The sequence below is a fragment of the Micromonospora sp. NPDC047753 genome (assembly GCF_040642735.1).
In the GTDB taxonomy this organism is placed as follows: domain Bacteria; phylum Actinomycetota; class Actinomycetes; order Mycobacteriales; family Micromonosporaceae; genus Micromonospora.
In genome coordinates this window covers 1-6,939 of sequence record NZ_JBEYSL010000372.1, presented here as the reverse complement: position 1 = coordinate 6,939, position 6,939 = coordinate 1, and the positions used below count along the sequence as shown (strand labels likewise).

Here is a 6,939-nt window from a genome sequence, read left to right as displayed (position 1 = left end):
GCTGTGTCCCCTGGGGTACGCCGGGCCGCGCGCCGGTCACCTGCGGGTCGTCCCGGTCGATGATGACGACGGTGTCGGCGTGGTCGGACAGCACCCGGGCGGCCAGCAGACCGGCGACACTGCCGCCGACCACAACGGCCGTGCCCATCGTCGGAGTCAGCTGGTCAGGGGGTCGCGGCGCGTTCAGTTCCGCGAAGACCCGGGACGGGGAGAGGGACATGGTGCTCTCCAAGGGGGTTACGGGGGGCGTGCCCTCCCCGGTAACTGTCAGCGAACGTGCGCGGACAGACCGGTGGACGGTCGTTCGACGTATTGCCCGCCGATCGTCGCACAACCACCTGAACGGCGACCGGCTGTGTCCGCCAGATGACGGCCTGTTGTCCGATGGGCCGGACGGGTCCGACGTTCGGACGGGTCCGGTGGCGCGCCCTCCGGCCGGCTGTCACGATCTCCGGCATGTCCGTCGCGCGTCGAACTCTGCTCGGGGCCGGCCTTGCCGCCGCGACCTCCGCCCTCACCGGTTGCGGTGCCACCGGCGCGCCGGACACCGGCTCGGCCGGCACTGGCGACGCGGCGACCGCGAAGAGCGCCACCGGCAGCCGGGTCGGATTCGGAGCGGCGGGTGACGCCGGGCCGCCGCTCAGGGCACCGGACGCACCGGTCGGCGGCAACCCGCCGGTGCGTCAGGCCCCCTACGCCCAGGACGTGACCGCCCTGCTCCGGCGACACCTGCCCGCGACCCCACAGACCGTGCAACACAAGGGTTTTCCCGGTGCTGTCGCTCTCGTCGTGGTGGGCGGGAAGGTGACTGTGCACACCGCGGTCGGTGAGGCGCTGCGGTATACGGCGGGTCCGAAGCTGCTCGCGGCGAACCAGCGCGTCGCGATGCGCCGGGACTCCATCTTCGACCTCGCCTCGGTCACCAAGGTGTACACGGCCATCCTGCTGCTGCAGCAGGTCGACAAGGGCCGCGTCGACCTCGGCGCTCCGGTGCGTGACTACCTGCCCGCCTTCACCGGCACGGGCAAGGAGCAGATCACCGTCGAGATGCTGCTCACCCACACCAGCGGTCTTCCCGTCGGCGCCACGGTCACCGGCCTGCCCCACAACGCGGCCCGCTGGAACGCCGTGCTCGGCACGCCGCTGATCTCCGGCGCGGTGCCAGGGAACACGTTCCGCTATTCCAGCGTCGGGCTCATGGTCGCCGGCAAGATCGTCGAGAAGGTCACCGGCCAGCGGCTCGACCAGGCGCTCAAGACCAACCTGACCGGCCCGCTCGGTCTGCGCGACACCGGCTTCAACCCGAACAGCTGGCTGTCGGCCGCCGCGAAGGCCAGCCGACTGGTCGCGACCGACGCCCGCTCGTCCCGAGGGCTGCTCCGTGGCGTCGTCCACGACGACGTCGCCAACCACCTCGGTGGCATCGCCGGTCACGCCGGCATCTTCGCCTCCGCGACCGATCTCGCGGCCATCGGTCAATTGCTCCTCAACGAGGGCACCCACCATGGCAAACGGATCCTCGCCGCGGCGACGGTGCGTCGGATGCTCACCAACCACAACGCCGGCAAACCCGCCATCGATCCCGAGCGCCCCAACCGGACCTCGGCGCACGGCCTCGGCGTCGTGCTCAACCAGAGCTGGTTCATGGGCAGGCTCGCCTCGGCCCGGACCTTCGGCCACACCGGATTCGCCGGCCCCTCGCTCCTGGTCGCGCCCGACCGCCAACTCGTCCTGGCGCTGCTCACCAACCGCGCGCACCCCAACTGGAGCTGGTCGAACCCCGACCCGGTCCGCGCCGCTGTCGGCGACCTGCTCGCCACAAAGGTCAACTGACCGGAAGGTGTGGACCATCGCGCCCCACCCTGACACGATACTTGCGCTAGTAGTGCAAATACTTCGTCCGTCCTGGTGGAGGATCGATGCACACATCTCGCCGGAGCCTGCTCTCCGTGGTGGCCGGGGTCGCCCTCGCGGCCAGCCTGTCCGCCGTCGCCGTTCCACGCGCCGCCGAAGCCGCCGCCACACCGACACACCGTCCAGTGATCTTCGTACACGGCAGCGCGGGGTCAGCGGCGCAGTTCGAGACCCAGGCCAAACGTCTGGCCAGTAACGGGTACCCGATCGACATCATCGAAGCCCACGAGTACGACTCCCCGAACATCGCGACGATCCTGCCCCAGGTGTACGCGGGACTCGACGCACGGATCTCCCGCCTGCTGGCGGCCACCGGCGCGAACCGGGTCGACCTCGTCGCGCACTCGCTGGGCACCTTCGTCTCGCAGGGCTACCTCAACAGCTCGCCGGAGCGCGCCGTCCGGGTCGCGCACTACGTCAACCTGGACGGGCGCACCGCGACCTCCCCACCGGGTGGCGTGCCCACGCTCGCCATCTGGGGCGAGGGTGACCCGGCCCGCGCCGTCGTCGGCGCGACGAACGTGCACCTGCCGGACCAGTCGCACACCCAGACCGTGTCGTCGGCGGAGTCGTTCACCGAGATCTTCGGCTTCCTCCGGGGCCACGCGCCCCACACGACGCGGATCGTGCCGCAACTCTTCGGCGCCGCCCGGGTCTCCGGCCGCGCCGTGCTCTTCCCGAGCAACGTCGGTGTCACCGGTGCGACAGTCGAGGTCTACCCGGTCAGCCCACTGACCGGCGGCCGACTGTCACACCGGCCCGCGCATCGGCTGTCGCTCGGCGTCGACGGCTCGTTCGGCCCTCTCCCGGTGCTCGCCACGGCACGCTACGAGTTCGCCGTCGTACGCCCGGGTGCCGCGACCCACCACTTCTACTTCCAGCCGTTCCTCCGCTCGGACTCGTTCCTGCGCCTCGCGACCAGCGAGCCGGGCGAGGGCCTCAGCGGCCTGGTCGAGACCAGCGACCGGCACACGGCGCTCACGATCCAACGGCAGAAGGAGTGGTGGGGCGACCAGGGCGACGCCGGCGACCACCTCTGGATCAACGGCAGGGACGTCCTGAACGCGGCGAACACACCACGCGCCAAGCGGACGATCGGCATCTTCGCCTTCGACGACGGCAGCGACGGCGTCACCGACCTGTCGGCCCCGCTGCCGGAGTTCTTCAGCCAGACCTTCATCACCGGCATGGACGTCTTCATCCCGGCGACGCCGGCACACCTCGGCCTGGTACGCATCACCGTGGGCCAACGCGGCGGCGGCCACGAGGTGATCAACGTGCCCAACTGGAGATCGAGCACCGACCGGGTGACGGTCAGCGTGGACGACTTCTGACCGCACCTCGCGGGCGGCCCGGCCACCTCAGGTCGAGACGGTGGCCGGGATCCGCACTCGTCAGACGGTCGCCGGGACCCGCTCGCGCACTCGTCGCCCGACGGCGAAGCCGACCAGCCCCAGGATCAACCCGACGACCGCCAGAGCGACACCCACCCGGGCTGGCGCGAGGTAGCCGAATCCGGCGGCGATGGCGACGCTGCCCAGTGCGGCGCCCAGGCTGTTCGCGATGTTCATGGCCGACTGGTTGACCGCCGCGCCCATCAGTTGCGCTCCCGGGGCGACGGTGATCAGAAGTGCCTGCAGGACCGGACCGAGATACAGGCTGGTCGCACCGACCAGGAACGCGCCCACGAACAGGCCCACGCTCGTCGACGCCACAAGGCTGAACACGGCGATGCTCACGATCATCGCCACGAAGCCGATGACCATGCTCCGCTGGAGGTCGCGGTCCGCCAGCCAGCCGCCCAGGGCGTTGCCGACGGTCATCCCCAGACCCACCGCGACCAACGTCCACGGCACCGTCGCGGCGGAGAGACCGGCGACGTCGGTGGTGACGGGAGCGATGTAGGTGTTCACCGCGAAGAAGCCGGCGAAGCCGACAGCGCCGGTCGCGGCGACCAGCCAGACCTGCGAGGTCCGCAGCGCCCGCAGCTCGGCGGCCGGCGAGCCGTCGACCGCCGCGGCGACCTCCGGAACGACCGCCAGCACCGCCAGCAGGGTGAGCAGAAAGAAACCGGCGATGACCAGGTACGCGACCCGCCAGTCGACCGTCTGCCCGAGCCGCGTGATGAGGGGTACGCCGACCAGGTTGCTCACTGTCAGACCGCCGAGCACTGTGGCGAAACCACGGGCCTCGTTACCGGGGCCCATCAGGGTCGCCGCGAGCAGACCGGCCGCGCCGAAGTACGCGCCGTGCGGCAGCGCCGCCACGAACCGGGCCACCAGCACCAGATCGAAGGTGGGGGCGAGCGCGGACGCGACAGTGCCGACCGCGAACATCACGAGCAGCCCGAGGACGAGCTTCTTGCGGGGCAGGCGCGCGCTCAACGCGGCGATCAGCGGCGCGCCGACGACCACACCGAGCGCGTACGCGGTGATCATCCAGCCCGCGCGGGCGACGGCGTCCGACGACGACCGCGCGTACTCGTGCGGTAGCAGACCGCGGGCGATGTCGGGCAGCAGCCCCATCGCCACGAACTCGGTCAGGCCGACCGCGACGCCGCCCAGTGCCAGAGCGGCAAGCGCCGCCAGCCGTCGACCTCTACTCAACTCGATCACCGAAAAAATTTAGCAACAGCGTTGCGTAATAGGGTGGTGAGATGACTCGCGTCACTGCCGACGTCACGTTCCTCCGCGGCTACAACCAGGCTCTCGTGATGGCGGTGGGGCGCACGGCTCGCACGTTCGAGCGCGCGACAGTGGTCGAGGCGACCGGCCTGACACCACAGGCGGTCTCCAAGGTCATCGCCCGGCTGACCGCCGACGGCCTGATCCGCCCCGCCGGCGTCCGACGTCCAGGCATCGGCAAGCCCGCTGTCGTCTACGAACTCGTCCCGGACAGCCGGTACGCGATCGGCGCCCACGTGGCCCGACGCACGCTGCGGCTCGTCCTGGTCGACCTGGCCGGCACCGTGCACCACTCGGCGGTCAGCCCGCTGCCCCGCGACTTCACCCCGGCGCAACTCCTCGACGCCCTGAGCGCCGGCATCGACACGATGGCCGGCACCGGCGACCTGCGGGGCCGGCTCACCGGGCTGGGCATCGGCATGATCGGCCCACTCGACCACGCCAACGGCCTGGTCCGGGACGCCCACGGCCTGCGGCACTGGCACGACGTACCGCTGCGCGAGATCGCCGAGAAACACCTCGGTCTCCCCGTCCACCTGGACAAGGACGTCACCGCGGGGATCACGGCTGAGGCCTGGCGGCACGGCGCGACGTTCGGCGACGCGGCCCTCATCATGGTCGAGTCGGGCATCGGCGGAGGCTTCTGGCTGGGCGGCGCGGCCCACCGGGGGGCACACACCAACGCGGGCGAGTTCGGCCACACCGTCGTCGACCTGACCGGGCCCCTCTGCGTCTGTGGCCGGCACGGGTGCCTGGAGATCGTGCACCACCGCGCCGTCGAGGCCGGAGACATCGCACACGCCGCCCGCGTGCTGGCCGTCGGCGTCGTCAACCTGCTCCAGACCCTCGACCTCGCCCACGTGGTGCTGACCGGCGCGGACCTCCTGCGGCATCCGCAGACCTATCTCGCGGCGGTCACCGAGGCGGTCGGGGCGGACACCCTGCGCGCGGACTGGCTCAGCGCCACCGTGGCCCTGTCCAGCCTCGGCGCGGACGTGATCGCTGCGGGCGCCGCCATGCAGGTCCTCGACCAGCACTACGGCATCCCGGAGCTGGCCCATTCCGTGATCGTTGGCAGCTGAGCAACTTGACACGCCAAGCGACGCCCTGCTGGGCCGCCACCGATCGCCCTGAGGGCAGATCGCGGCCGGTGGTGACGACGGGGCCTCGCCGTGTCGCTACGCCATCACGGCGTCGGTGCCCGTATGAGTGCATCCGCTGGCTGGGCTCTCGCTGTCCGCGATCACCTCGTCGAGCCGCTTGCGCGCCTGCCGGAGTTGGGTGATCTGCCGATCGATGCGGTCGCGTTCGGCGCGCAGCAGGGCCCGCGACTGCGGTGTGTTGACCTTCGCGTCGACGCAGGGCAGCAGGTCCAGGATGGTTCGGCTGGACAGGCCTGCGGCGTACAGCATCTGGATCAGATAGACCCGGTCGATCGCGTCGTCGAGGTAGTGGCGCTGACCGCCACTGCTCCGTGCGGCAGTCAGGAGGCCCTGCTCCTCGTAGTAGCGCAGGGCTCGTACCGACACCCCGGTCTTCGTGGCGAGTTCCCCGATCCGCATTGACCCCTCCCTCCGAGCCGGTGACGTCAGCCACACAGCCTTCTTCCTCACGTGAGCGTCAGGTTCACCGTAGCTCGCGCACCAACTTCTGCGCGGCGACGGTGCGGTCTCTCACTGGCAGACGCGCCACTCGCCGTCCTCCTTGACCAGCGCCACCCCCTGCGTGAACCTCGCACCGGTGGCCGCCTGGACCACCTCGACCTGGACGGTCCCGGTGACCCGCCCGTTGTAGTTGTTGACGTTCACGCCGGTGATCTCGTAACTGGTGATCTTCAACTGCGCGCTCTGGATCCGGGCGAAGTCCTCCTGCGGCATGGTGTCGCGCACCCGGTCGCACAGCCGCCCGTACGCGCCCGCGTAGTTGCCGGCCCGCACGTCGTCGAGGTACGCCGTCGCGGCCCCCCGGACCGGTTCGACGGTGTCCTTGACCGAGCGGTAGAGCCAGAGGCCGACGCACGTGCCGATGACGCAGCACACCGTCAGTAGGGCGCCGACGACGATCAGGACCGTACGAAGCGTCCGGTTGGGCCTCGGGCCGGGAACCATTGTCGGCTCGTACGTCATGGCCCGGAGGGTAGGGCCGCCGCGCCAGCGGCGAGAGCCCACCGGGCGCCTGGTGGTTCAGCCTCCGGAGGCGGACGGCCCCGGCGTCGGCACGCCACCGGCGACCGCACGGGCCGGCGGCGCCGCCCGCGGTGTGGCGATGCAGATCGCCGCGATGCGGCCGAAGTACCTCACCCGGGACGAGGTTCCGGCCGAGGTCGTCGAGTCCGAGCGGC

At 70.9% G+C, this 6,939-nt stretch carries 6 protein-coding genes and 2 pseudogenes; 4 read left to right on the top strand and 4 right to left on the bottom strand.

Translation table 11 applies throughout. The annotated features are described in order from the left end of the window. Positions 1-148 (bottom strand): annotated as a pseudogene (locus tag ABZ749_RS25740) (FAD-dependent oxidoreductase); the annotation flags it as partial. A 308-nt stretch (positions 149-456) separates the two neighbouring features. Here ABZ749_RS25740 and ABZ749_RS25735 point away from each other — a divergent pair. Continuing rightward, positions 457-1,833: a serine hydrolase domain-containing protein gene (locus ABZ749_RS25735; protein WP_357232181.1), complete on the top strand. Its 1,377-nt coding sequence runs from the start codon at positions 457-459 to the stop codon at positions 1,831-1,833. 86 nt (positions 1,834-1,919) lie between these two features. Next, positions 1,920-3,248 (top strand): alpha/beta hydrolase, encoded by a 1,329-nt coding sequence (locus tag ABZ749_RS25730; protein WP_357232178.1) that lies wholly within the window; start codon positions 1,920-1,922, stop codon positions 3,246-3,248. Positions 3,249-3,308: 60 nt separating this feature from the next. Here the strand turns inward: ABZ749_RS25730 and ABZ749_RS25725 are convergent, their stop codons facing one another. Continuing rightward, entirely contained in the window at positions 3,309-4,529 is a 1,221-nt protein-coding gene (locus ABZ749_RS25725; protein ID WP_357232175.1) for an MFS transporter, read from the bottom strand. 41 nt (positions 4,530-4,570) lie between these two features. Between ABZ749_RS25725 and ABZ749_RS25720 the strand changes: the two genes are divergently transcribed. After that, complete coding sequence (locus tag ABZ749_RS25720; RefSeq protein ID WP_357232173.1) at positions 4,571-5,680, top strand: ROK family protein; 1,110 nt, start codon at positions 4,571-4,573, stop codon at positions 5,678-5,680. A 96-nt stretch (positions 5,681-5,776) separates the two neighbouring features. Here the strand turns inward: ABZ749_RS25720 and ABZ749_RS25715 are convergent, their stop codons facing one another. Both ABZ749_RS25715 and ABZ749_RS25710 read right to left on the bottom strand, forming a co-directional pair. Then, positions 5,777-6,160: a MerR family transcriptional regulator gene (locus ABZ749_RS25715; protein ID WP_357232170.1), complete on the bottom strand. Its 384-nt coding sequence runs from the start codon at positions 6,158-6,160 to the stop codon at positions 5,777-5,779. A gap of 111 nt (positions 6,161-6,271) precedes the next feature. Further along, positions 6,272-6,724 carry a hypothetical protein gene (locus tag ABZ749_RS25710; protein WP_357232167.1) on the bottom strand — a complete coding sequence of 151 codons (453 nt, stop codon included), beginning with the start codon at positions 6,722-6,724 and terminating at the stop codon, positions 6,272-6,274. Positions 6,725-6,848: 124 nt separating this feature from the next. Here ABZ749_RS25710 and ABZ749_RS25705 point away from each other — a divergent pair. Beyond that, a pseudogene (locus ABZ749_RS25705) lies at positions 6,849-6,939 on the top strand (elongation factor Ts); the annotation flags it as partial.